Annotated in this window: 20 protein-coding genes; 10 read left to right on the plus strand and 10 right to left on the minus strand. The window is 62.4% G+C overall.

Annotation, left to right across the window (positions count from 1 at the left end; translation table 11 throughout):
* Window positions 1-209: 209 nt before the first annotated feature.
* Together DV027_RS02740 and DV027_RS02745 are read right to left on the minus strand one after the other, a co-directional pair.
* On the minus strand, window positions 210-2,012 hold the full coding sequence (locus DV027_RS02740) for a tannase/feruloyl esterase family alpha/beta hydrolase (RefSeq protein WP_130730433.1): 1,803 nt from the start codon (window positions 2,010-2,012) through the stop codon (window positions 210-212).
* A 130-nt stretch (window positions 2,013-2,142) separates the two neighbouring features.
* On the minus strand, window positions 2,143-2,928 hold the full coding sequence (locus tag DV027_RS02745) for a siderophore-interacting protein (protein WP_130730434.1): 786 nt from the start codon (window positions 2,926-2,928) through the stop codon (window positions 2,143-2,145).
* A gap of 791 nt (window positions 2,929-3,719) precedes the next feature.
* On the opposite strand from DV027_RS02745, the gene DV027_RS02750 reads away from it, so the two are divergent.
* Window positions 3,720-4,004 carry a helix-turn-helix transcriptional regulator gene (locus DV027_RS02750; protein WP_110507796.1) on the plus strand — a complete coding sequence of 95 codons (285 nt, stop codon included), beginning with the start codon at window positions 3,720-3,722 and terminating at the stop codon, window positions 4,002-4,004.
* On the opposite strand, the gene DV027_RS02755 is transcribed toward DV027_RS02750, so the two are convergent.
* Complete coding sequence (locus tag DV027_RS02755) at window positions 3,970-5,226, minus strand: tyrosine-type recombinase/integrase (RefSeq protein WP_130730435.1); 1,257 nt, start codon at window positions 5,224-5,226, stop codon at window positions 3,970-3,972. The genes DV027_RS02750 and DV027_RS02755 overlap by 35 nt on opposite strands.
* A 293-nt stretch (window positions 5,227-5,519) precedes the next feature.
* The gene (gene guaA / locus DV027_RS02760; protein WP_165399098.1) at window positions 5,520-7,121 is read right to left on the minus strand and encodes a glutamine-hydrolyzing GMP synthase; all 1,602 of its coding nucleotides are present in this window, start codon (window positions 7,119-7,121) and stop codon (window positions 5,520-5,522) included.
* Between the two features lie 168 nt (window positions 7,122-7,289).
* On the opposite strand from guaA, the gene DV027_RS02765 reads away from it, so the two are divergent.
* From DV027_RS02765 to DV027_RS02775, 3 genes are all read left to right on the plus strand, one after another.
* On the plus strand, window positions 7,290-7,685 hold the full coding sequence (locus tag DV027_RS02765; protein WP_130730436.1) for a hypothetical protein: 396 nt from the start codon (window positions 7,290-7,292) through the stop codon (window positions 7,683-7,685).
* A 99-nt stretch (window positions 7,686-7,784) separates the two neighbouring features.
* Window positions 7,785-8,294, plus strand: a complete 510-nt coding sequence (locus tag DV027_RS02770; RefSeq protein WP_130730437.1) for an NUDIX hydrolase — start codon at window positions 7,785-7,787, stop codon at window positions 8,292-8,294.
* Window positions 8,291-8,641: a response regulator gene (locus DV027_RS02775; RefSeq protein ID WP_130730438.1), complete on the plus strand. Its 351-nt coding sequence runs from the start codon at window positions 8,291-8,293 to the stop codon at window positions 8,639-8,641. The genes DV027_RS02770 and DV027_RS02775 overlap by 4 nt, the downstream gene beginning before the upstream one ends.
* 372 nt (window positions 8,642-9,013) lie before the next feature.
* Here the strand turns inward: DV027_RS02775 and DV027_RS02780 are convergent, their stop codons facing one another.
* Window positions 9,014-10,483, minus strand: a complete 1,470-nt coding sequence (locus tag DV027_RS02780; protein WP_242621704.1) for an ArnT family glycosyltransferase — start codon at window positions 10,481-10,483, stop codon at window positions 9,014-9,016.
* A gap of 10 nt (window positions 10,484-10,493) precedes the next feature.
* Window positions 10,494-10,964: an Lrp/AsnC family transcriptional regulator gene (locus DV027_RS02785; RefSeq protein ID WP_130730440.1), complete on the minus strand. Its 471-nt coding sequence runs from the start codon at window positions 10,962-10,964 to the stop codon at window positions 10,494-10,496.
* A 144-nt stretch (window positions 10,965-11,108) separates the two neighbouring features.
* Between DV027_RS02785 and trxB the strand changes: the two genes are divergently transcribed.
* Entirely contained in the window at window positions 11,109-12,065 is a 957-nt protein-coding gene (gene trxB / locus DV027_RS02790; RefSeq protein WP_130730441.1) for a thioredoxin-disulfide reductase, read from the plus strand.
* A gap of 104 nt (window positions 12,066-12,169) precedes the next feature.
* Window positions 12,170-13,054 carry a LysR family transcriptional regulator gene (locus DV027_RS02795; RefSeq protein ID WP_014104779.1) on the plus strand — a complete coding sequence of 295 codons (885 nt, stop codon included), beginning with the start codon at window positions 12,170-12,172 and terminating at the stop codon, window positions 13,052-13,054.
* A 210-nt stretch (window positions 13,055-13,264) separates the two neighbouring features.
* Here DV027_RS02795 and ihfB read toward each other — a convergent pair whose 3' ends face one another.
* The 4 genes from ihfB to DV027_RS02815 all read right to left on the minus strand — a co-directional run bounded on the left by ihfB (window position 13,265) and on the right by DV027_RS02815 (window position 15,847).
* The gene (gene ihfB / locus DV027_RS02800) at window positions 13,265-13,558 is read right to left on the minus strand and encodes an integration host factor subunit beta (protein ID WP_110569229.1); all 294 of its coding nucleotides are present in this window, start codon (window positions 13,556-13,558) and stop codon (window positions 13,265-13,267) included.
* Between the two features lie 27 nt (window positions 13,559-13,585).
* Window positions 13,586-14,509, minus strand: coding sequence for a signal peptide peptidase SppA (gene sppA / locus DV027_RS02805; protein WP_130730442.1), 924 nt, complete (start codon window positions 14,507-14,509; stop codon window positions 13,586-13,588).
* A 66-nt stretch (window positions 14,510-14,575) separates the two neighbouring features.
* Entirely contained in the window at window positions 14,576-15,058 is a 483-nt protein-coding gene (locus tag DV027_RS02810) for a Ros/MucR family transcriptional regulator (RefSeq protein ID WP_130730443.1), read from the minus strand.
* Window positions 15,059-15,442: 384 nt separating this feature from the next.
* The gene (locus DV027_RS02815) at window positions 15,443-15,847 is read right to left on the minus strand and encodes an ArsR/SmtB family transcription factor (RefSeq protein ID WP_130730444.1); all 405 of its coding nucleotides are present in this window, start codon (window positions 15,845-15,847) and stop codon (window positions 15,443-15,445) included.
* Between the two features lie 222 nt (window positions 15,848-16,069).
* On the opposite strand from DV027_RS02815, the gene DV027_RS02820 reads away from it, so the two are divergent.
* From DV027_RS02820 to guaD, 4 genes are all read left to right on the plus strand, one after another.
* Complete coding sequence (locus tag DV027_RS02820; RefSeq protein ID WP_130730445.1) at window positions 16,070-16,858, plus strand: sulfite exporter TauE/SafE family protein; 789 nt, start codon at window positions 16,070-16,072, stop codon at window positions 16,856-16,858.
* 51 nt (window positions 16,859-16,909) lie between these two features.
* Window positions 16,910-18,136 (plus strand): UdgX family uracil-DNA binding protein, encoded by a 1,227-nt coding sequence (locus DV027_RS02825; RefSeq protein WP_130730446.1) that lies wholly within the window; start codon window positions 16,910-16,912, stop codon window positions 18,134-18,136.
* Window positions 18,137-18,241: 105 nt separating this feature from the next.
* Entirely contained in the window at window positions 18,242-20,446 is a 2,205-nt protein-coding gene (locus DV027_RS02830) for an FUSC family protein (protein ID WP_130730447.1), read from the plus strand.
* A 35-nt stretch (window positions 20,447-20,481) separates the two neighbouring features.
* Window positions 20,482-21,822: a guanine deaminase gene (gene guaD / locus DV027_RS02835; RefSeq protein WP_130730448.1), complete on the plus strand. Its 1,341-nt coding sequence runs from the start codon at window positions 20,482-20,484 to the stop codon at window positions 21,820-21,822.
* The last annotated feature ends 79 nt before the right edge of the window (window positions 21,823-21,901 follow it).

The following is a 21,901-nucleotide window of genomic DNA, read 5'->3' on the forward strand; positions in this document are numbered from 1 at the left end:
CGACTGCGTTTCATTCGTCCGTATCCTTCTCGATCGGACTCTACTTTAAAATGGGCACATTTTCGGGGGGCACGTCAGTGGGCGTGACCGCTGACCCTTGCTCCATCATTCTGCCGGGCGAGGGCAGTGCGCCGGAACCCATATAGCCATGAAGTCTGAACAGCCTCGGTCGTCCGCCCGACATCTGATGCCGAGCGGCACGATTTCCGTTACTTCGCGCCTTCCACGACAAGCTTTCCGTCCCGGATGACATACAGCTTCTGGTTATCCGGGCCGATCAGCGATGTGGCATGACTTGCAAATGTCATCGGCAGGGACACCGGCGATTTCACGGGTCGATAATTGCGCGCATCGTTCACGTCCCCTGCCCCGGCATACCGGGCAATATATGGGTAGGGATAGACGGGACGGCTGGCTATTGCCGTGGTATTCGGCCGCGCATCCGGCTGGCTGAGCATGGGGGCCATATGGATCTGCCCGCCCGCCGGGGGCCTGTCATGGCTGCCGGGCGGTGGTCCCATCGGTTCCCTGCCCTGTGCTGTCCGCTCGGTGCGGATGACGGCGGGCACGGTGTCGGTTTCAGTCCAGCCCATCAGCGGCGAGAGGAAATCGATCTGCGGAAAGCCCTCGCCATTGCCGCAATGGCCCACACCGGGCAGCAGGTAGAATTTCAGGAAGCTTTCGGTCTCCTCCACGCCCATTTCCCGCTGCACGCCCTGATAATAGGCGATGGTGTTCAGGGGCGAGATCGACTGGTCCGCCAGGCCATGCCACAGGATCAGACGGCCACCACGTTTGTGAAACGCATGAAGGTCCGTGTTCTCGGCATTATACAGCGGGGCCAGTTCGCTCATCCGGGCAAAGGAGGCATCATCAAAGCGGAAACGGCTCAGGTCAGCCGCCTTTTCATCCACCTGCGTCGGAATGACATAGGCAATGGCCGAAGCAGCAATGCCATTGCTCATGGACTCTCCATCCGCGGTCGCGGGCAGCGCCCATTGCAGTTCCGACCCCGGCAGGGGGCCGCCGATGATGTAGGGATGACCGGATGCATCGGTTGCCCCGGTATAGAGACGCACAGCCGCCTGCGTTTCCTCCGCCGTCAGGCAGTGCGCGGTGTCGCTCTGGCCAGCCGGACACCGCACCCATGCGGGATCGAAATGGCAGGTGCGGGGATCTTCGAGAATGCCGTCCTTTACGCCCGAAAGCGTATCGCAATGGCGGATGACGGCATCATGCAGCACGTTCACGCGGCCTTGCAGCAGGATGCTGGTACCATCGGCACGCTGGTTCCCGCGCACGTTCCACGCATGGTAGAAAGAGTTCTGCACGGTAAACAGGGCGGCCGGGGCACCGGCGGAAATGCCGTCAAAATCATCGGGGAAACGCTGGGCTTCCATCAGTGCTTCGCGCCCACCATCGGAACAGCCGACAAAATAGGAATATTTCGGGGCCTGTCCGTAGAAAGCCGCCATCAGGGCCTTGGCCGCCAGCGTGGTGACATGGTTCGCGCGATAGGCGAAGTCGATACGCTTTTGCGGATCCTTGCCAAACTCGCCCTGCGCCAGTCCCATCATGGAGCCGGTATGGCCCATGTCATCACCCGCCATGACGAATTCGCCATTCAGGGCGGGCGCGCAGGCCCCGGCATTACTGACGCCCACACGCGTCATGCCGCACAGACCACCACATCCACCCAGCAGGAATCGCTGGGTCCAGTGCTCCATGGGCAGATCGACCTCAAAGGAAATCGCAGGAGCGACCTGTCCCGTGACCTTGCAGAATTTCCCCTTCGGCGTCTGAAGCACGGCAGCCTTCTGGCCATGGACTGCAGCGCCGACGGCGGGCGCAAGATCGATATGGCCCAGCGCATCGCACGATATGGCGGGTGCGACCACCGGCAGGGAAGCGCTATCCGCCGCCTGTGCCGAAGGGACAGAGACAGGCAGCAATCCCGACCCTGCCCCCATGACCGCAAGGAAAACGGTCAGGGTCAGAAGTAAGTTTTTCATATCAGGCAAAATATCCTGTTCGGCCTTCTTCGATTCATGAACCGAAGGTAGGTCATGTCTCGCTGAATAAATGTATAAATTTGTAAGGGAGGCGCCTCATCATGGTCCTGACACCCACGCCCCTTATCGTTCAGCGCGCGTCCCCGACGTCTTTCACGGACGCATCGGCCTGGCCCTTCACCCAGTAGCCGGATGCCTTGATCCACTGTGCCGGAATCCTGCGTTCATCGAGAAGATACTGGCGCACGGCTTTTGCCACGCGGGCCTCGGCACCGACCCAGACAAAAGTATGGTCCAGAATTTCCAGATTATTCAGGACAGCAAGAATGCTGGCAGCGTCATCCGCCTGCTCCATAGGCCGATGGACCCAATGGGCAGAATGGTCTGCAGCCGCGACAAAGACCTGCTCGTCTTCCGCCCCCGGCACAGCAACCACAGTCGTAACGGACGTCCGGGCAGGAAGCGCCTCAACCCGTCGTCCGATCGCAGGCAACGCCGTTTCGTCGCCGATCAGAAGCCAGTGACCAATCGGGCCGGAAATGATCTGCGACCCGCGTGGACCACCGATCTCCAGTCGGTCACCCGGTTTGGCGGCCCGCGCCCAGGCCGCGGCCGGGCCACCATGGTGATTGACGAAATCCAGAAGCAGCGTACCGTTCTGCGGGTCGTAACGGCGTGGCGTGTAATCGCGACGGGTTGGCGCGCCATCCAGGCCGGGCACGAAGATCTTGATATGATCATCCGGGGATGGACTGGTGAACCCGGCCAGTTCGGGGCCACCCAGCGTGACACGGATCATGTGCGGGGTCAGGCGCTCAACAGTGCGGACTTCAAGACTACGCCTGACCAGGTCATGCCGCACACGGCGGATCTCGGGGGCATCATCGCGATTTGAAAAGGACTGGAAAAGCTTCATCACTGTGTATCCCTGTCATGCCGACAGACCGGTGACTGTGGATACACAGACGCACAGGCTGCCAGCATGCTGCTGTCAGTTTCTGTGCGTTGTTTCACGTTAACGCATACGAAAGTACGGTCCGCAAAGACCGGACTAGCTGTTTTAATCAAAGCCTTCGAAAGCAGGGTCTGTCAACGGGTTTTCAATATCCTCCTGCCCCGTTACGTGCGGGGTGCCTGGTCGCAGCATCCTTGGATCGGGCAGCCACCACGCCCACGTCGAGTTACGCATGGACCAACCATGCGGGCAATGGCGAGACGCGATGGACGTTCATCTCCATGGAAGTCGGGACAATATTGCGCACTTCCACATGTTCTCCGGCGACGGTTTCAGGACACGGACTGGAGGCCATGGTCGATCATGTCGATCCGTCCCGCCGCCAGTGCAGGACGCCAACGATAGGTTCCAGCGACATGATCATCCTGCACAAGCGCATGGATATCTGCCCTGTTACGCAGACAGGTTATGATCTGACGTCTGCTTTCGGGAACATAGATCGCCAAGGTCCACGTCTTGAACCAAGGCGTATTCTGACGATCCGCCAATCATGCAACAGGGCATACGCATTGAGAACTGTCTCTTCACAGACTGACCTTATGCTGTACAGACATCCAGATCCTGTATAAACGGCTGCCCCTATCCTATTTTTATCCGTTTTTGTCCCGTTTGTCCCTACGATAGAAAATACACTTCCGCACAACGATACCTATTGGCTCTTATTATTAGAGCCAATAGGAAAGGTCAGATCAATGCACGCCAGAGCCATATCGTCTCCCCGGAAATCAATCCGTCGGCGCCAACTGCGTGAAATGGTGCCGCTGGCCGACAGCACAATTTACGAAATGGAACAACGCGGTGAATTCCCGCGCCGCTTCTGTCTTTCGCCACGCTGTGTCGTGTGGGACCTGGCCGAAGTGGAAGCATGGTTGGAAGAACGGCGTTCGAAACCAAGTATGCCGGCAAGAGGTCCCGACGTAAGGCAGAGGCGAACGCGCCCGATCAAAGGGCAGGATCCGGCTCGAACAACGGCATAGATGGTGACACCAGGTTGGGCACGTATTTCTTACCTGCGATCCAGGCATCCACGGTGTTCGACCACTCCTGCATCATATGACGCCGTTGTAGCTCATATTCTGCTTTATTATAGACGCCCCGCGAAGAACGCCCGTCTTCATGAGCAAGACATTTCTCAATCCAGTCGCTATTGAAGCCCAGTTCATTCAGAAGCGTTGATCCCGTGCGACGAAGGTCGTGGACCGTAAAAGCTTCCAACGACAGCCCATCCTTTTTGGCCTGATCGACGACTGAATAGGTCACGCGATTGAATGTCGCGCGGGACATCGGCGCGTCTGCATCATAGCGAGACGGTAGTAGGTAACGCGAATTTCCTGCACACGTTTTCAATGCGATCAATATGTCCAACATCTGATGAGAGAGATACACATTATGTGCCTTTGAACGCTTCATGCGTTCTTTAGGAATTGTCCAGACAGCATTCTCGAAATCAACTTCATCCCAAACAGCGTCCTGCAATTCGCTTTTCCTGACCATGGACAGTAAAAAGAACCGCATTCCCAGGCGGATGGTCGGCAACGTCGGTACATTTTCTATCACCCGGAATAACACCCGAATTTCAGCGGGAGAAAGTGCACGGTCCTTGGGAACGAAGGTCGCGATCGATGAAGGTCCGACCTCGTCGGCAAGATTGGCAACCTTCTCTCCATGCAAAATACCAAAGTTGTAGATCTGCTTTACAATATCCCGAACGTGTATCGCCGTCGCCGGCGCACCGCGATCGACTATCGCTGCACAATGCGTCCTGAGATCATTCGGCGTGATCTCGGTCAGAAGACGGTTGCTCCAGACAGGAAGCAGTTCCCGTTCGAAAATTGCGCGACGCATGGCCCGGGTGCTATCGGCCATTGCTGCAGCCTGCAGCCATTTCTCTCCCAGCTTGCCAAAGCTTCTGGCCTCCTTGAGGCGCCGCTTGTTGCGCTGCTTCTCGATCGCCGGAGAAATTCCTTCCGCGAGAGCGCGTCTCGCATCAATACACTTCTCCCGTGCACGCGCGAGCGATAGTCCCCCTGGACCGTATTTCCCGAAACACACGGTCTCGCGCCGTCCATTCAGACGGTAGTCCATTCGAAAGGACACCACGCCTTTTTCCGTGACGAGGACATACATCCCGTCACGGTCCGCGACCTTGTATTTTTTTTCTTTTGGTTTCAACGATCTAATTGCAGCATCCGTAAGCATTGCACCGCCTCCGACCCAAAAATACCGTCAAGGGATTTTGGTGGGCTGTTTCGGAGAAAAAGCATCTGTTTACAAAGACTTATTGTAAAAAAATACCGTCACAGGCCCATCTGCCCATGACGGTATTCACACAATTCCCGACTGGCAAGCCTGACGAGGTCCGTCACGCATACCGTCAAAACCAACCTGTGCACATCGATAGTCTGCAATAGCAGACGACGACATTAACTTTTTATTTCAATATGTTAGGTAGGGTTCGGGGAGGGAATGGGATCCTTCAGGACCCTTGTGAATCATTCCCACTCAATCGTTCCCGGCGGCTTGGACGTAATGTCATACGTCACGCGGTTTACGCCCCGCACTTCATTGACAATACGCCCGGCCACACGGTTGAGGAACGACATGTCAAACGGATAGATATCCGCCGTCATGCCATCCGTGCTGGTCACGGCGCGCAGGGCGCAGGCGTAATCATAGGTGCGGCCATCGCCCATTACACCCACGGTGCGCACGGGCAGCAGCACGGCAAAGGCCTGCCAGATGGCGTCATACAGCCCAGCGGAGCGGATTTCCTCGAGGAAGATCGAATCAACGCGGCGCAGCAGGGCCAGCTTCTCGCGCGTAATGGCACCGGGGATACGGATCGCCAGCCCCGGACCGGGGAACGGGTGGCGCCCCACGATCGCCTCGGGAATGTCCATCTCGCGGCCCAACTCGCGCACTTCATCCTTGAACAGTTCGCGCAGCGGCTCGACAAGCTGCATCTTCATCCGCTCGGGCAGGCCGCCCACATTGTGGTGCGACTTGATGGTCACCGACGGGCCGCCGGTAAAGCTCACGCTCTCGATCACATCGGGGTAGAGCGTGCCCTGTGCCAGGAACTCGGCGCCGCCAAGCTTGGCGGCTTCTTCCTCGAACACCTCGATGAACAGGCGGCCAATGGTCTTGCGCTTGATCTCGGGGTCGCTCACGCCCTCAAGCGCGTTGAGGAACAGGTCGGAGGCATCGCGGTGGATGAGGTGGATGTTGAAGCGGTCGCGGAACGTGCGGATCACCTCATCCGCCTCGCCCGCGCGCAGGATGCCCGGATCGACGAAAATGCAGGTCAGCTGGTCGCCAATGGCCTGATGGATCAGCACGGCGGCCACCGAGGAATCAACCCCGCCAGAAAGCCCGCAGATCACCCGCCCCTTGCCCACCTGCTGGCGGATGCGCGCAATCTCCATGTCGCGGAAGCCCGCCATGGTCCAGGTGCCCCGGCACCCCGCCACGCCATGCGTGAAGTTGCGCAGCAGGGCCGCGCCATGCGGGGTGTGCACCACCTCGGGGTGGAACTGCACGCCATAGAGCCTGCGGCCTTCATCGGCGATGATGGCGAACGGTGCGCCCTCGCTCACGGCCACGGCCTGGAAGCCCGGCGGCAGCGCGGTCACGCGGTCGCCATGGCTCATCCACACCTGCTCGCGCCCACCACGCGCCCATGTGCCGCGAAACAGCGCGCAATCCTTGATAATATCGATATGCGCGCGGCCGAATTCCCGGTGTTCGGATGATTCGACCCTGCCGCCCAGCATGCGGCACATGGCCTGCTGCCCGTAGCAGATGCCCAGCACCGGCACGTTCAGTTCAAACACCACCGGCGGGATGGTGGGCGCATTCTCGTCAAGCACGCTGGCCGGGCTGCCTGACAGGATGATGCCCTTGGGCGCAAAGGCCCGAATCCGCTCGGCCGTGCTGGAATACGGCCAGATTTCGCAATACACCCCGCTCTCGCGCACGCGGCGGGCAATCAGCTGCGTGACCTGGCTGCCGAAATCCAGGATCAGGATCCGGTCTTCATGCAGGGATTCATCAAGTCCTGCCGGTGGGGGGGCTGTATTCACGGTGTCGTTCATCATGTGTCTTTCGGTCGCGGCATTATCGATACACAGGGCTTCCAGCATGAGTGGGCGACCCGGTGCAAGGGTGGGATAGTCTTTCGGGCGCAGATAGCACAATATAAGGCATGAGGCAGGCCCATGTCGCCTGCCGCGTTCCGAAACCCCAACCAGAGGTCCGTTTTCATGATTGCATGCCTCGTGCGGCCAGCGGCGGTGGCCCTTGGCCTGGCTGGCATCCTTGCCCTTGCGCCCCCGGCAGCAGCCGATGCGCTGCACGACCCGAAAGGATTGTGGACCGGCCAGCTCGTGGCCGACAAGGGCAACTGCACCGACGTGACGCGCGATACCTCCACCTTTCAGGTCGGCTCGAAAACCCTCACCTTCACCCCCGCCGATGGCTCCGTGCCGCTGCGCGGCCAGCCGGAAAAGGGATACGCCCACTATCATGCCGAGACGCTGCTGCAACAGCCCTCGGGAGCGGCCTTCCCCATGGTGTTCGAGGCGCATCCGGAAGGCAAGACCATCGTTGGCGTCTATGGCACGCCACGCTGCCGGGCGCATATCGTACTCAGGCGATAGGCCCGCCATGCCGCCACGTGCGCGCGTGTTCACGCAATCGGGAACACTCCGGTCCCGTACAGGCATGGATGCGGGGCCACGATCCGATATATTTCATCCATGTCCGATAACATGACACTGGCCGGGGCCGTTCTTTCCATCATCGTCCGCAAGGGGCGCATGCTGCTCGTGCGCCGCCGCAACCCGCCCGATCAGGGGCTGTGGGGCTTTCCCGGCGGGCGCATCGAGCATGGCGAAACCTGTTTTGACGCCGCCGCGCGCGAACTGCGCGAGGAAACCGGCTTCATCACCCACGCCGAAGGCACGCTGACCGCCTTCGACCTGATCGATCGTGACGGCAGCGGCCATATCCGCTTTCACTACCTGATCGTGGCCGTGAAATGCCACGACAATGGCTGGACCGACATCCATGCGGGCGACGACGCGGATGCGGTCGACTGGTTCGATCTCGAGCAGGTGCATGCCCGCCCGGCCGCCTTCAGCCCCGGCCTGCCCGAACTCGGCGCCCTGGCCCTGTCAGCCCGCGGCATCGCGCCGTGGCCACTGGCCCCGCAAACCCGCACGACCGATACCGCCCCCCACCACCGGGCCGAAAGTCTCCTGTCATGACCGCCCGCACCGCGCTGATTGTTGAAGACGAGGCCATGATTGCCGAACTGGTCGCCACCATGCTGGAAAGCGACGGCATCACCGCCACCATATGCCCCAGCGTGGCCGATGCCATGCGGGCGCTTGAAGCCCGCCCCTGCACGCTGGCGCTGGTGGACCTGACCCTGCCCGATGGCGAGCCTGATGCCTTCATTGCCGCCGCCCGCGCACGTGGCAGCCATGTGATCGTGATGAGCGGCGATCCTGACCGGCTGGCAGGCTACGCCCCCCTGCCCCTGCTGGAAAAGCCCTTCCGCATGAAGGCCATGCTCGAACAGGTGCGCCAGGCACTGCCCGTGGCTGACTGATGCGGCGTGACCCTGACAGTCGTTCTGGCAAGACCTTTTCCTGACTGCTTCGGGGCATACCGCCTTTTTGGAAAAAGGGAGCACCCAAAAACATTTATTTTTTATCGATGCATTGCACTTAAACTATTATCTAAAATAAAAATAGAGACTGAAAATACTATTTTATTTCGAAACAATTGTCCTGAAGTCCAACAGAGGCGCCTGCTGCCTGTCAGGGCGCTACCTGCAGAGAATGGTTACTTTATTACGTAGGCAGAAGTATCTGGCATTCGCCGGTTTCTGAAACCTGGCCCGACTGCATCTGGAAGGCTGGGGATGAATGACCCATGCCCGTAAAAGAAACCGAGGGAAACAGGCAGAGATCCATGAGGCTCATTTCCCGCCCACGACCGGCAGGCGCGCCATCGCCTGGCGCTCGGCAGCTGACAGGTCACCACGCAACTGCACGCGATACAGGCCAACCGGCTCGGCCACGCGCCCCCCGCGCCCGCGCATGACCGTGCCCAGCCTGTCCACGGAGGCGAACACATCCGTATCGAACACACGGCGCGGGTTGCATACCATAATGCCCCCGCCCGTCACGTCATGCGGCAGGTTGAACAGCGCCCAGCGCGGCTCCATGCCCACCACGGCGCGGCTGGGCAGCACCGTGGCCAGTTCCGCCGCCGTGCCGTAATCACACGCGGCCACGAATTCGCCGGGTCTGGCCACGGCGTTGATTTCCGCCGCCAGCCCGCGCCACCCCGCCATCTGCCGCAGCGCCACATCGGCATGGGAAGAAAGAGGCAACGGGGCAAACAGCGCCTGCCCGTAAACCAGCGCGCCAACCAGCAGCCCGCCGCCAACCGCCCAGCGCGCCCAGCGCCAGCCCACCAGCGCCGTGGCCACCGCCAGCGCCGGATAGATCACCAACGGCCAGTTCGCCTGCACCCGGTCGCCTATGCCATGCTGCACGAACACGCATGCAGGCACGGCCACGAAACAGGCCAGCAGGGCCGCACCGGGCGCCTGCCGCGCCTGCCGCCACGCACGCACCTGCCCCCACATAAAGAACGCGGCAATGCCCGGCGTCATAAGCCCGACCTGCCCGGCCAGCAGTTCGGTCAGGAACTGGGCGGCCCTTGCCGGGTGCCAGTCCGCCGTGCGGCCACCCTGGCGGGCAAAGCTGACCCAGCCATGTGTTGCGTTCCACCACAGCACGGGCGTGGCGCACAGCACGGCCAGCGCCAGTCCACCTGCCATCGCGGCCCAGTGCCGACCCTGCCCCGGCGCGCGCCGCCACAGGCCGTGCCCCACCCACCACAGGCCAATGCCCGCCACGGGCAGCACGGCGGTGTATTTGCTGTCAAAGGCCAGCCCGGCCACAAGACCCGCAGCCAGCCACCAGCGCGCCCCCCCGCCGGCCACGATGCGCCCCATGACCCACAGCAGCACGGACAGGAAGAACAGCACCGGCATGTCCGGCGTCATGACAACGGACTGGATGGCCAGCGCAAGTGTTGCCTGCAACAGCGCACAGGCCCGCCATGCCAGCGCGGGCGCAGCACAAGGCAGCAGGTCGCGCACCGCGCGGAACACGAAAAAGGAGACCCCCGCCCCCGCCAGCACGCCCACCAGCCTTACGCCAAGCGGGTCATCGCCGCCGAACGCCATGCCCAGCCTGATCCACGCCGCCACCATGGGCGGGTGGTCAAGGTAGCTTGCCGCAGGCGCCAGCGCCCAGATGCGGTAATAGGCCTCATCGGGCGAAAGCGGCAGGAGGGCCGCCACCACCAGCCGCAGGCAGGCCAGCAGGCCAAGCAGGCACAGCCACGGGCGCGGGCTGTCCTTCCCCCTCTTCACATCATTGCCTTCACACAGGCACGCCGGGGCGGTTGAGGCTGGTGCGGATGGTCTGGAGTGTCTGCACGCGCGCCACATGGGCGGCTTCGGTCAACTGGCGGGTCAGCAGGTTTTCATGCGTGGCGTCACGCGCCACGAGCCGCACCAGAAAATCGCCGCCGCCGCGAATCATGTGGCACTCGCGCACCTCGGGCCAGGCCGAGACCTGCGCCTCGAAGGCGGCGAGCACGGTTTCCTTCTGGCTGTCCAGCCCGATCAGGGCAAAAAGCGTGATCGACCAGCCCAGCCGTGCGCCATCGGTGTCGGCATGGTAGCCACGGATCACGTGGTCCTCCTCCAGCCTGCGCATGCGCCGCAGGCATGGCGGCGCGGAAATGCCGACACGCCGCGCCAGTTCCACGTTCGTCATGCGGCCATCGAGCTGAAGTTCGGCCACAATCCGACGATCAATCGCATCCAGATCAGCCATCCGTTCCGCCATGCACATTCCATCTCTCGACAAAGGGGCAACCGCCCGGCCGGGTGCCACGATAATGATGCACTTTCTACTCCAACCCTTGCACGGACGCCAGTGGACGACCATACCAAAGGAAATTATGACGATACGATAGGTTTTCCCGATCTCATGCCCCAGACCGTTTCTACCGACCTGCTTGTCATCGGCGCGGGTCCCGCCGGTTATACCGCCGCCATCTATGCCGCGCGCGCCAGCCTCTCGCCCGTTCTCGTGGCGGGGCTGCAGCCCGGCGGCCAGCTCATGATCACCACCGATGTCGAGAACTATCCCGGCTTCGCCAAGGGCATACAAGGGCCGGAGCTGATGGAGCAGATGGCCGAGCAGGCCCGCAATGTCGGCACGCGCATGATGGATGACATCATCGTCTCATGCGATTTCACCCGCGCTGATGGCAGCGGCCGTTTCTACGCCACCGGCGATTCCGGCACGGTGTACGAAGCGCGCAGCGTCATCATCGCCACCGGCGCGCAGGCCAAGTGGCTGGGCGTGCCGGGCGAGAAGGAATTCCAGGGCGCGGGTGTATCGGCCTGCGCCACGTGTGATGGCTTTTTCTATCGTGGCAGGCGCGTGGCCGTGATTGGCGGCGGCAACACGGCGGTGGAGGAAGCCCTGTACCTCACCCACCACGCCAGCCACGTCACCCTGATCCACCGCCGCGATACCCTGCGGGCGGAAAAGATCCTGCAGGACCGCCTGCATGCCAACCCCAAGATCTCGGTACTGTGGAACAAGGCGGTCGAACGCATTACCGGCAGCGGCACGCCTGCCGTGGTCACGGGGGCGGACCTGCGCGATACGGTCACGGGCGCAACCACCCATATCGACGTGGATGGCGTGTTCGTTGCCATCGGCCATGCCCCGAACACCACAATTTTTCGTGATGTCGTGGCCATTGATACGGATGGTTACATCACCACGACACCCGGTAGCACGCGCACCTCGGTGCCAGGCGTATTTGCAGCAGGTGACGTGCAGGACAAGATATACAGGCAGGCCGTGACCGCCGCGGGCACCGGCTGCATGGCCGCACTCGAGGCCGAGCGTTTTCTTGCCGCAGGTCAGTAAAGGACTGCATGAGTCCTTGACCTGCTCCAGCATTTCCTTCACCACAACCCCTAGTGTCATAACATTTGGCGCGCCCTTTATAAGATAGAAAGCGGAGTCAACGCGTGGACTGGGATAAACTCCGGATATTTCATGCTGTAGCCGAGGCAGGGTCCTTCACCCATGCCGGCGACGTGCTTAACCTGAGCCAGTCTGCGGTATCGCGGCAGATTTCAGCCCTGGAAGAAGCGCTGCAGGTTCCCCTTTTCCACCGGCATGCCCGGGGGCTGATCCTGACCGAGCAGGGCGAGACACTGAACCAGACGGTTCGGGAAGTCTTCTCCAAGCTCGCCATGACCCAGTCCCTGCTGACGGAAAGCAAGGAAAAGGCAGCCGGTCGGCTACGGGTAACAACCACAACCGGCTTTGGCACCTGCTGGCTCACGCCGCGGCTGCACCGGTTCATGGAAACCAACCCCGATATTTCGATCACCCTGATCCTGGAAGATAACGACCTCGATCTGGGCATGCGCGAGGCCGACGTGGCGGTGCGCATGCACCCGCCCCGCCAGCCGGACCTGATCCAGCGGCACCTGGCCGACTTCCCGCTGCCGATCTATGCCTCGCAGTCCTATCTCAACGACTACGGCACGCCACGCACGCTGGAAGAGCTCAACGCCCACAAGCTGATCCTGTTCGGGGGGTATCACCCGCCCGTGCCGCACATCAACTGGCTGGCCGAGACCGGCGTGCCATCCGATGAGCGGCGTCAGGCCCGCCTTGAGGTCAACAGCCTCGCCGCCATGGCGGGCGCCATTGCGGCAGGCATCGGCATTGGCTCGATTCCGCTTTATGCGGCGTCGCAGTACCCCAACCTCGTCAAGATCCTGCCCGAGGTGCCGCTGCCCACGGTGGATGCCTATTTCGTCTACCCCGAGGAACTGCGCACCTCCAAGCGCGTGGCTGTTTTCCGCGACTTCCTGCTCGCGGAAATCAACGCACGCCACTAAGCACGCGCAGCATCACCCGCGCCGGTTCATTCCGGCCGGGATGACGCATGCCCGCCTGGCGCCATGGCGTGCCACACACTGGACGTTTCCGGGGCGAATTCTGGCCTGAAGCTTAAAGGAACGCCGCCCTTTTTGAAAAAGGCGGCGCCCGGAAACTTCTCTCTTCCTGCTTCAATGCATCATTGAAAAATAGGATGCCCGCCGCCCCGTTCAGTCGGCAGCGGGGGCTGAATTGACGCGTTCGCGCAGTTCCTTGCCTGCCTTGAAGAAGGGCACGACCTTCTCATCCACCGATACGCTCTCCCCCGTGCGGGGGTTGCGCCCGGTGCGGGCATCGCGCTTCTTGACGGTAAAGGCGCCAAAGCCACGCAGTTCCACCCGGTCGCCATGCATCAGGGCATTGCTGATTTCAGCAAAGATGACCTGAACGATACGTTCCACATCCCGCAGGGGGATATGGGGGCGGGCTGCGGCAAGCTCGGCGATCAATTCCGATCTGGTCATCCTGTTTCCCTCAAATTAAACAAGAAATTATAGTTTCCAGATCGCAACGGCCCCGTCAAGCATGCTGCTTTCTTTCAACAGCATTTCCGCTCCCGGCACGCCTGACAGCATGCCCGTGATCCAGTGCCGCCAGTTAACCTGGGTTGCCTGTGGCCCGATATCGGTCACCTGGGCATCATCGGGCAGATGCGTGGTTCCGAGCAGCCACTGCCGCGCATCATCAAGCGAGCCGATCTGGTCAACCAGCCCGAGCCCGAGCGCCTGCTGGCCGGTATAGGGGCGGCCATCGGCCAGTTCACGCACGCGCTCGGGCTTCATGTGCCGGTCCTGCGCCACGACGGTAACAAAAAAACCGTAGAGATCGGCAATAACGCCCTGCAACATCTCGCGCCCCTGGGGCGAGAGCGGCTGCACGGCGGAAGGCTGGCCCTTCATGGGGCCGGATACAAGCTGGTCCACATGCACGCCCACCCGCTCGAGCAGGCTGGACACATCGGGCGATTCCAGCAACACGCCAATCGAGCCTGTCAGGGTGGAGCGGTTGGCAAAAATGCGGCTGGCCGGCACCGACACCATATACCCCGCCGAAGCCGCCACACTGCCCATGGACACGACAACCGGCTTGCGGCGCGCAAACGCCGCCACGGCATCATGCAGCACCTCGCCCCCCGTTACCGCACCGCCAGGGCTGTTGACCTCAAGCACCAGCCCCTTGACCGAGGCATCATCAGCCGCTTTTTTCAGCGCCTCGACATTCTCGTGCTCGTCAGTGCCAATCACCCCCGCAAGCCTGAGGTGGACAAGATGCGGGCCGTGACCGGCCAGCACGCCCGAGCGGCTGACGGCCAGCAGGCAGGCAAGAACAAAAAAAGCCACGGCACTCCCCCGCCAGAGCAGAAGCTGGCGGCGGCGTGACGTGGCGTGCATAGACATATCGGGGCTGGTATCCATGGTTAGGGCAATACCACGGATACCGCCCATACCGAAGGCAGGATCAAACGTAAGAACAGGCCCGCATCATGCCTTGCGCCGACGGCCCGGGCGCCCGCGGCCCCCTTCCGCCCCACCGGCCTCAGACGCGGCCGCCGCGGCGGAGGCTGCGGTGATCTTGCGGCCAAGGCCGATCTCGCGCGCGAGGCTTGAGCGCCGCTCGGCATAGTTGGGGGCAACCATGGGGTATTCGGCCGGCAGGCCCCAGCGCTCACGGTATTGGTCGGGGGTCATGCCATAGGCGCTCTGCAGATGGCGCTTGAGCATCTTGAGTTTCTTGCCGTCTTCAAGGCAAACGATGTAATCGGCGAATACCGAGCGCTTGATGGGCACGGCGGGCTGAAGCTTTTCAGGCTCTTCTGCCGGGCGCCCCACGGTTGACAGTGCCGCGTAAACATTGCGGATCAGGTCAGGCAGCACATCGGCGGCGACACTGTTATTGGAAACATGTGCCGACACGATCTGTGCGGTCAGTTCCAGGCATGGGAAATCCTGTTCAGTATCAGACATGGTTTGGGCGCCTCTTTAACTTACAATCAAATTTCGTGGTTTTATTCACGATACCTTACATTGCATTTACATATACGGACAGACTGCTGAATACAATACTGGACATTAAACCGACTACGCTTATTCTAATTACCTATACCTCTTATATTATATGGAACGTCCAGTATTAAATAATTCCACCGGTGGAAAGCATTTATTTGTATAAAATTGATTCAAAATGTGGCTAAAGCATCCCGTCGCAAGACCTCCGGCCATCATATGGACGTTTTTGAGGAGGCGTGTTTGGCAGGATTCTTTGGAAAATGCCGCCATTTTGAACAAAGGCAGCATTTTGGAAAAACTTTTATTGTTTCCATCAATATATTGTTTTGAAAATGCGCGCCGTCACGATTCCAGATATATACGGGCGAAGCAGGCCGCCGGCTCATCCTTGACCGGGCCCGGCCCCGCGACACCCCGGCGCACCAGCCCGGCCAGGCGCTCCATGTCGAAATCGGGATCGCATACGGCACAGATCAGGCGCACGCGCATTTCCTCCATACTATCCTTAATACTGTAAATGACCTGCCGGGCTTCCTTGCGGGTTGTAACAATTTCGGCGCGCCGGAGTTCCGCAAGCTGCTGGCTCAGGGTTGGCTGGCCAATGCCGGTTTCGCTTTCAATCTGGCCCACGCTCTTTTCACCATCGAGCAGGCAGGCCAGCACCATGAGCCGCTGGGGCTGGGCCAGAAGCCGCAGGCGCTGCACAAGGTTTTCGGCAACTTCGCGTGTTCTCGGCATTTTGGGCATGGAATGCTCCCTCTCAGCTGGCGGTTTGAGCGCGTGCTGTACCATATTCACATCCCGCGCAACAGCGACCTGCCGCATGAGCGGGAATATAGCGCTTGATAAAATACATACATAATATAGTAAAAAGATAAACCATTTATCAGGCTCCGCACGCCTTGAACCGGACTTGTCGCATGATTCCCAGCCACGCACGCCAGCGCCCGATGCCCTCCGGCATGCTCCATGGTTGACCTGGCGCAGGTCGCCCTCGGGCTGGGCAGCGGCGGCATCATTGGCTTCACGCTCGGGCTTGTGGGCGGTGGCGGCTCCATCCTAGCCGTACCGCTGCTGCTTTATGTGGTTGGCATGGCCGACCCGCACCGCGCCATCGGCACGAGTGCGGTCGCCGTCACGGTCAATGCCCTGTCCAACCTTGCCAGCCATGCCCGGGCAGGCAACGTGCGGTGGAAATGCGCGGGCCTGTTCGCCAGTGCGGGCGTGGGCGGCGCGCTGGTGGGGGCTGCATGCGGCAAGGTCATCAACGGGCAGCACCTTCTGTTCCTGTTTGCGCTAGTCATGCTGGGCGTTGGCGGGTTGATGGCGCGCGGCTGCAACACGGGGGCACAGGCCCCTGCCCCCGCCGAGCGCACCACCATCGCGCCCGTGCTGCTTTACGGCGGGGCGACAGGATTCTGCTCGGGCTTTTTCGGTATTGGCGGCGGCTTCCTGATCGTGCCGGCACTCCTGGCGGCAACGGGCATGCCCATGCTCAACGCCATCGCGACCTCGCTGGTGGCGGTATGCGCCTTCGGGCTGACCACATCGGCCAGCTATGCCGCGGCAGGGATGGTTGACCTGCCCATGGCGGCCATACTGGTGGCGGGCGGCGTGGTCGGCGGCCTTGGCGGCACGCTGGCGGCACGCAGGCTGGGCCGCCAGCCACAACGCCTGCGGCTGATCTTTGCATGCCTGATCTTTGTCGTGGCATTATACATGATGTGGCGCAGCGCGCGGGCCATGGGCCTTGTCTGACACCGCGCGGGCGCTGCCGCGCCAGCCCGCCACCGCGATGAGACCGCCATTATGTCCGATATGACCGTCACCCTTGCCCATGAAGCCGACTTCGCGGGCTGGCGCGCCGCCACGCGCAGCCTTGCCGGTCGCCACATCCCGCCCGCCGACATTGCATGGCAGGTTGCAGCCCGCCCCGAATCCGCCGCCCTGCCCGCGCCAGACCCGGCCGCCGCACGCTTTACCGTGCCGCGCGCGGTCATGGATCTTGCGGCCATCATGGTGCAGTCCGCCCTGCCCGAGCGCTTCGCCCTCGCCTATACGCTGGTTTATGACCATGTCATGGGCGTACCGACAGGCGAAAGCATGGCAGCCCGCATGGCCGGGGCAAAGGAAGATGTACTCGCACAGACCCGGCACCTGCGCGATGAGATCCGCCAGGCCCTTTCCCGCCATAACGCCGCAGCCCCGTATCAGGGCCATGTGGAAACAACCAGCCACGTGCCCGAGAGCAATGCGCGGTTCCTGACCCTGCAGCTCTCCTTCGCCCCCTGGCAACTCGACATGCCGGACCGCACGCTGCGCTGGACCGGCCACGAAATGCTGCGCGAAGCCCCCGGCCAGGCGCCGCAGCCGCTTGACCCGACCGGCCTGCCGCCCCCCGCCCTGCCCATGGTGCCCGACCTTGACATTGCCCGCATCACATCGTTGCGCGCGGTGGCGCTGGCGGCGAAAACATGCCTGGTCTGCCCCATGGCGGCCCATGCCACCCAGACCGTGTTTGGCGAAGGACGGGAGTCGGCGCGCATGATGTTCGTGGGTGAACAGCCCGGTGATATCGAGGACCGCGCGGGCCGCCCCTTTGTCGGCCCGGCGGGGCAGCTGTTCGACCGCGCCCTGCATGAGGCCGGAATCGGGCGGGACGACACTTACGTGACCAACACGGTCAAGCACTTCAAATTCCGCCGCACCCCGACACGCCGCATCCATGAAAAGGCAGGCCCGGCGGAAATTGCCGCCTGCGCCCCATGGCTTGCCGCCGAGCGGCGGATCATCCGCCCCGCGGTGGTGGTCATGCTGGGCGTTACGGCAGCCTCGGCGCTGCTGGGGCGTGCCGTGACCATAAGCCGGGAGCGTTCGCGCATCATTGCCATGGAAGATGGATCGGACGGACTCGTAACGGTTCACCCGTCCTACCTGCTGCGCCTGCCCGATGAAGCGGCGCGGGGGCGCGAATATGACCGCTTTGTCAACGACCTGCGCCTGGCTGCCACCCGCCTCGGCCCTGCCGTGACATAATCCGTCACGAGGAAAGCCGATGCCTGATATGCACTCGCAACACCATTACGCCATGCCAAGATGGGTTATGGGTATGGGGCCCCTTGCCGCCGGAAGCCGTATATCGTGCCTGCAGACCTCAATCTTCTGCCCTCTTTCCTGACCCGCCTTTTCAGCGGAAAGCATTTCCCCACCATCCGCGCGCCAGGCTATGCGCGCATGAGCGGCCTGAAATGGCTCTACGCCCCCACGCCTGAAGCGCTGGCCTTTGCCGTGCGCACCACGGTCGCGGCCCTGATGGCGCTCACGATCGCCATGTGGATGGAACTCGATGACCCGCCATGGGCCGCCATGACCGTGTGGATCGTGGCCCAGGGCTCGCGCGGGGAAAGCCTTTCCAAGGCGCGGTGGCGACTGGTGGGCACCGCCATTGGCGCGATCAGCGCGGTGATCCTGGTCTGCTCGTTTCCGCAGGCGCCATGGCTGTTCTTTCCCGCCATCAGCATATGGATCGGGCTGTGCTGCATGTGCGCGACCCTGGTGCGCAACTTCCGCTCCTACGCGCTGGTGCTCTCGGGCTATACCTGCGCCATCATCGCGCTCGCCGCCACGCGCGACCCTGACAACATCTTCATGATCACCATGTCGCGCACGTCCTATATCGTGCTGGGCATTACGTGCGAGACGCTGGTGGCGGTGCTGTTCGCGCATAACCTCGCCTCGAGCGCGCGGCGCAACATGCGCCAGAAGATCCAGATGGCGCTGGGCAGCTCCACCGATGCCGTGGCCAACCTGCTCGCGGGCGATGACGCAGCCTTCGTGCGCTCTCGCGCCCTGTTCGGCACCATCCTGAGCATCAACGACCAGATCGAGTTCAGTGAAGTCGAGATGGGCCCGCACGGGCATGAGGGCGACCACGCGCGCGCGGCCCTGGCGGCCGTGTCGGTGCTGCTTTCACGCGGCCTGGGCATGATGGCGCGCATCAAGGCCCTGGAAACCACCAACGAGCAGTTTACCGAGACCTCGCTGCTTACCCGCACCTTCCTGCTGGGCGTGCCCGCGCGGCTGGAAAACGATTCCGAAATTCCGCACATCCAGCAGGACCTGCAGGACCTGCGCGGCGTGTGCCGCCAGCGCATCATCGATGCGCTGGGCCATGAAATCAGCATGCAGTCCACCACCGAGACCGCCGAGGTGGACGACCTGCTGAACTGCCGCATCCTGCACAACGCGCTTGATGAACTGCTGGGCGAACTTGAACAGGCCATTGCCGAGTTCGACGCCAGCCAGCACGAGATCAGGGGCGATCATTTCCATTTCCGCATCGAAGCGCACCGCGACTTCAAGGAAGCGGCCTATAACGGCATCCGCGCCGCCGTGGCCATCGGCGCCTCGGCACTGATATGGGAGGTCACGGCCTGGGCCAACGGCATCGGTTTCATCACCATGGTGGCCGTGACCTGCGGGCTGTTCGCCACGCGCGAGAACCCGGTGGTGGGCACAATGAACTTCCTGCGCGGGGCGTGCTGGGCGGTGCTGGTCTCGGGTTTTCTGGTGCTGCTGTTCCTGCCGCGCCCGGCCGAGTTCGAGATGCTGGCAGCCGTCCTTGCCCTGCCCATGATCGCGGGCGGGCTTGCCGCGCGCAACCCGGCCACGGCGGGGGCCGCCGCCTCGTACTGCCTGTTCCTGCCCAACCTCGTGGGACCGGGCAACCAGACGCGCCTCAACGAGATCGCCTATTTTAACGCTTCCTTCGCGCTGCTGTGCAGCATCGGCTTTGCGGTGCTGATCTTCCGCGCGGTGCTGCCCTTTGATAATGACGAAGAACGCTGGCGCATGCGCAACCGCACGCTGCATGACCTGCGCCACCTGGCCTCCGCCCAGCCCATGCCGCGCACGCAGTCATGGATCGGGCGCAATACCGACCGCTTCTCGCGCCTGATCCGCCATGCAGGCCCCACGCCCACGCCCACCATCGAGGCCTACCTGCAGGGCACGCTTTCGGCCATGACCATCGGGCTGAACATCATCCGGCTGCGCACGGTGCTCGAACGTGGGCAACTGCCACCCGCGGCCGATCGCGCCATCGAGCTGTTCCTCAACCGCATGTCGCAGTTCAGCGGGCGGTACGGGCGCTTTGGCCGCACCGCACGCGTGGCACGCGGGGCCACGCGCAGCCTGCGCCGGCTCGAGGCGACGGAAGGCAACATTACATCGCGCATCGAGATCACCCGCGCCATTGCGTATCTGCTGGTCATTTCCTATGAACTTGGCGCCAACGCCGCCTTCCTTGATGCCTCCCAGCCTTACCGCACCAGCGAGATGTCCTGACATAACGCCCGGACCGGCAGGGAGATGGAGCCAACATGACCCCTGCCCCCACGCCCCCGGCCCACACAGCCCTTCGCGGCCATATCGTCACCTTTCGGGGCAACCCGTTCCTCATGCCGCCTGCCGATGCGCTGGTGGAGGAACCTGACGGGCTGGTCCTGGCTACCGACGGGCGCATCACCCATGTCGGCCCCTACCGCGAAACCAGCGCCCACCTACCGCCCGGCACCGACGTGGCCGATTACCGGGGCTGCCTGATCTCGGCAGGGTTTATCGATACCCACGTCCATTACCCGCAGCTGCCCATGATCGCGGCCTATGGCGAGCAGTTGCTGGAATGGCTGGAACGCTACACCTTCCCCACCGAGCGCCGCTTTGCCGATGAGGACTATGCCGCGACAGTCGCACGCACGTTCCTGCGCGAGCTGCTGCGCTGCGGCACCACCACGGCAGCGGTGTACTGCACCGTGCACCCGCAATCGGTCGATGCGTTCTTTACCGAATCCACCCGGCTGGGCACGCTGATGGTGGCGGGCAAGGTGCTGATGGACCGCAACGCGCCCGACTTCCTGCGCGATACCGCCCAGCGCGGCTATGATGAATCGCGCGCGCTGATCGACCGCTGGCATGGCAGGAACCGCCAGTTCTATGCCGTTACCCCCCGCTTCGCCCCCACCAGCACGCCTGAACAGCTTGAACTGGCCGGCGCGCTGCTGGCACAGGACGAGAGCCTGTTCATGCAGACCCATCTGGCCGAGAACCGGGCCGAGGTGGCGTGGGTGGCCGAACTCTTCCCCGACAGCCGCTCCTACCTTGATGTGTATGACCGCGCGGGCCTGGTGCGCCCGCGCAGCGTGATGGGCCACGGCATTTATGTGGACGAGCACGATCTGTGCCGCTGCCATGCCAGCGGCTGCGCGCTGGCGCATTGCCCCACCTCCAACCTGTTCCTGGGCAGCGGGGCCTTCCGGCTGTTTGACGTCATGGATGCAAAACGCCCGGTGCGCACCGGGCTTGGCACCGATATTGGTGCAGGCACCAGCCTGTCACACCTGCAATCCATGAACGAGGCCTACAAGATCGCGCAGATGAACGGCCACCGCCTGCACCCCGTACAGGCCTTCTGGCTGGCGACACAGGGCGGCGCACAGGCGCTGCATCTTGATGGGCGGATCGGCACGGTGGCCGTGGGCATGGACGCCGACCTGTGCATTCTCGACCCGAAGGCCACGCCAGTGCAGGCCCAGCGAACGGAAATGTGCGACAGCACGGCCGATCTTCTGTTCACGCTGATGATGCTGGGCGATGACCGCAGCATCCGCGCGACCTATGCGGGCGGCACGAAGGTGCATGACCGCGAGATGGGTGGAATATAAGAAAAAAACACGCGCAATGCCGTAACCAGCCCATGCGTGATGATGCGCACTCCATCCGCGCCTAGCGCAATGGCAGGGT

The organism is Komagataeibacter xylinus, from assembly GCF_004302915.1.
GTDB classification, from domain to species: Bacteria; Pseudomonadota; Alphaproteobacteria; order Acetobacterales; family Acetobacteraceae; genus Komagataeibacter; species Komagataeibacter xylinus_C.

Coding starts and splice junctions, on each gene's coding strand:
- DV027_RS02815 (WP_130730444.1), bottom strand. CDS start 15,847: ATGCCCAAAATGCCGAGAACACGCGAAGTTGCCGAAAACCTTGTGCAG.
- DV027_RS02820 (WP_130730445.1), top strand. CDS start 16,070: ATGGTTGACCTGGCGCAGGTCGCCCTCGGGCTGGGCAGCGGCGGCATC.
- guaA (WP_165399098.1), bottom strand. CDS start 7,121: ATGAACGACACCGTGAATACAGCCCCCCCACCGGCAGGACTTGATGAA.
- DV027_RS02775 (WP_130730438.1), top strand. CDS start 8,291: ATGACCGCCCGCACCGCGCTGATTGTTGAAGACGAGGCCATGATTGCC.
- DV027_RS02740 (WP_130730433.1), bottom strand. CDS start 2,012: ATGAAAAACTTACTTCTGACCCTGACCGTTTTCCTTGCGGTCATGGGG.
- DV027_RS02770 (WP_130730437.1), top strand. CDS start 7,785: ATGTCCGATAACATGACACTGGCCGGGGCCGTTCTTTCCATCATCGTC.
- sppA (WP_130730442.1), bottom strand. CDS start 14,509: ATGGATACCAGCCCCGATATGTCTATGCACGCCACGTCACGCCGCCGC.
- DV027_RS02745 (WP_130730434.1), bottom strand. CDS start 2,928: ATGAAGCTTTTCCAGTCCTTTTCAAATCGCGATGATGCCCCCGAGATC.
- DV027_RS02785 (WP_130730440.1), bottom strand. CDS start 10,964: ATGGCGGAACGGATGGCTGATCTGGATGCGATTGATCGTCGGATTGTG.
- DV027_RS02765 (WP_130730436.1), top strand. CDS start 7,290: ATGATTGCATGCCTCGTGCGGCCAGCGGCGGTGGCCCTTGGCCTGGCT.
- DV027_RS02810 (WP_130730443.1), bottom strand. CDS start 15,058: ATGTCTGATACTGAACAGGATTTCCCATGCCTGGAACTGACCGCACAG.
- DV027_RS02750 (WP_110507796.1), top strand. CDS start 3,720: ATGCACGCCAGAGCCATATCGTCTCCCCGGAAATCAATCCGTCGGCGC.
- DV027_RS02755 (WP_130730435.1), bottom strand. CDS start 5,226: ATGCTTACGGATGCTGCAATTAGATCGTTGAAACCAAAAGAAAAAAAA.
- DV027_RS02825 (WP_130730446.1), top strand. CDS start 16,910: ATGTCCGATATGACCGTCACCCTTGCCCATGAAGCCGACTTCGCGGGC.
- trxB (WP_130730441.1), top strand. CDS start 11,109: ATGCCCCAGACCGTTTCTACCGACCTGCTTGTCATCGGCGCGGGTCCC.
- guaD (WP_130730448.1), top strand. CDS start 20,482: ATGACCCCTGCCCCCACGCCCCCGGCCCACACAGCCCTTCGCGGCCAT.
- ihfB (WP_110569229.1), bottom strand. CDS start 13,558: ATGACCAGATCGGAATTGATCGCCGAGCTTGCCGCAGCCCGCCCCCAT.